Raw genomic sequence first — 1505 nt, 5'->3', positions numbered from 1 at the left:
CGCCAACACCTACCTGGACGCCCTCGCCCACCACCGCACCCGCCAAGGCCACCCCACCACCAGCCTCGCCTGGGGCTACTGGAAGCACACCACCGACCTCACCGGCCACCTCACCACCACCGACATCCGCAGTCTCACCCACGGCAGCACCCCGCTCACCACCGAGCACGCCCTCCGCCTTCTCGACACCGCGCTCGGCAGCTCGCAATCCCACCACCTCTGCACCCCCCTCGATCCGGCCGCTCTCCGCTCGACGCCCCACCTGCCTGCGCTCCTCCGCGATCTCGTGCCGGCCCTCCGCCGCACCGCCGCGCGGACGCACGGTGCACAGCCGTCAGGACCGGACCTGGCCGCCCGACTCAGGGAACTGCCGTCGGAGGGGCGGCAGAAGCTGCTGCTCGACGTCGTGTGCAGCGCCGTGGCCGCGGTCCTGGGGCACGGCGGCGCGGATGCGATCGATCCGTACCGCCCGTTCAACGAGCTGGGCTTCGACTCCCTCACCGCCGTCCAGCTCCGCAACCGCCTCACCGACGCCACCGGGCTCCGCCTGACCTCCACGCTGATCTTCGACTACCCCACGCCGAACGATCTGGCCCGGTACATCGGCGAGAGCGTCGGCGTCGACGAGACGAGCGTCGAGACCTCGTTCCTGGCGGAGATCGACAAGCTCGAACTGACACTGATCGAACGTTCCGCGGAGGACGCCGGGCGAGTGAAGGTGACACGCCGCCTCCAGGCCCTCCTCACCCGCCTCAACGAGACCACCCGCACAGCACCGGACGCCGAGGACATCGAGACGAAGCTCCGTTCCGCGTCCAACGACGAACTGTTCGATCTGCTCGACGGCGATCTCGACCTTTCCTGACCTCGGCGGCGTCCGCGCCGCCCCAGCAATTCCGTACAGAGGAGCGACGACCAATGTCGGACGAAGCCAAGCTTCGGGAGTACCTGACCCGCGCAGTCGCCGAGCTGCACCAGACGCGGCAGCGCCTGCAGGACGCCGAGACGGCAAGGCAGGAGCCGATTGCGATCGTTTCGATGTCCTGCCGGTATCCGGGCGGGGTGCGTTCGCCTGAGGACCTGTGGCGGCTGGTCGCCGAGGGCACGGACGCGATCTCGGAGTTCCCGGTCAACCGCGGCTGGGACGTCGAGGGCCTCTACGACCCGGACCCCGACCGGACCGGGAAGAGCTATTCCCGCGAGGGTGGCTTCCTGCACTCGGCGGACGAGTTCGACCCCGAGTTCTTCGGCATGAGCCCGCGGGAGGCCACGGCCACGGACCCGCAGCAGCGGCTCCTGCTGGAGGCGGCCTGGGAGGCGTTCGAGCGCGGAGGCATCGACTCTCACTCCCTCAAGGGCAGCAAGACGGGAGTCTTCGCCGGGGTCATGTACGACGACTACACCGGCCGGCTCATGCACCAGATCCCGGAAGGCTATGAGGGCTTCCTGGGTAATGGTGGTGCGGCGAGTGTGGCGTCGGGGCGGGTGGCGTATACGTTCGGGCT

Annotated in this window: 2 protein-coding genes; both read left to right on the top strand. The window is 69.3% G+C overall.

Features of this window, described 5'->3' with window-relative positions:
• Positions 1–865, top strand: an 865-nt coding sequence (locus tag I003_RS0129440) for a beta-ketoacyl reductase (RefSeq protein WP_027774708.1), incomplete at its 5' end; no start/stop codon positions are given.
• 53 nt (positions 866–918) lie between these two features.
• Positions 919–1505: beta-ketoacyl synthase N-terminal-like domain-containing protein (locus I003_RS33895; protein WP_037722239.1), on the top strand; the 587-nt coding region annotated here is incomplete at its 3' end.

It is taken from the genome of Streptomyces sp. CNQ329, assembly GCF_000482585.1.
The sequence above is the reverse complement of the archived record's forward strand: the minus strand, read 5'-3'. Positions and strand labels throughout refer to the sequence as shown.